At 53.9% G+C, this 280-nt stretch carries 1 protein-coding gene; it reads left to right on the plus strand.

All coding sequences use genetic code 11. The features are described from left to right. Positions 1-37 precede the first annotated feature (37 nt). A partial coding sequence (locus tag C5P05_RS00495) for a hypothetical protein (RefSeq protein WP_157979146.1) occupies positions 38-280 on the plus strand: 243 nt, incomplete at its 3' end.

The following is a 280-nucleotide window of genomic DNA, read 5'->3' on the forward strand; positions in this document are numbered from 1 at the left end:
GTCGCTCCGAGTCCAAAGGCACGATGAAGAGATTGGCGTGGTCAAGCTGATGGAGGATTTCTTCACCGCCATGGTTTTGCAGTACCGCATCACACAAGGGACCACACAGGCGATCCAGTACAGACGTGCGAAGCAAAAAGGATTGAACGTCGAGCGACTGTTGACGCAATACTTCCTCCACGAGGTAGTCTTGTACGAACTGGTGGCTGCCTGTGAAGGAGGCAATAAACGATTCGGGGTCCTTGTGCATGCGAAGCGACTGGGCGGCCAATTTCAAGCC

The sequence above is a fragment of the Rhodoferax ferrireducens genome (assembly GCF_003347515.1).
GTDB lineage: Bacteria > Pseudomonadota > Gammaproteobacteria > Burkholderiales > Burkholderiaceae_C > Rhodoferax.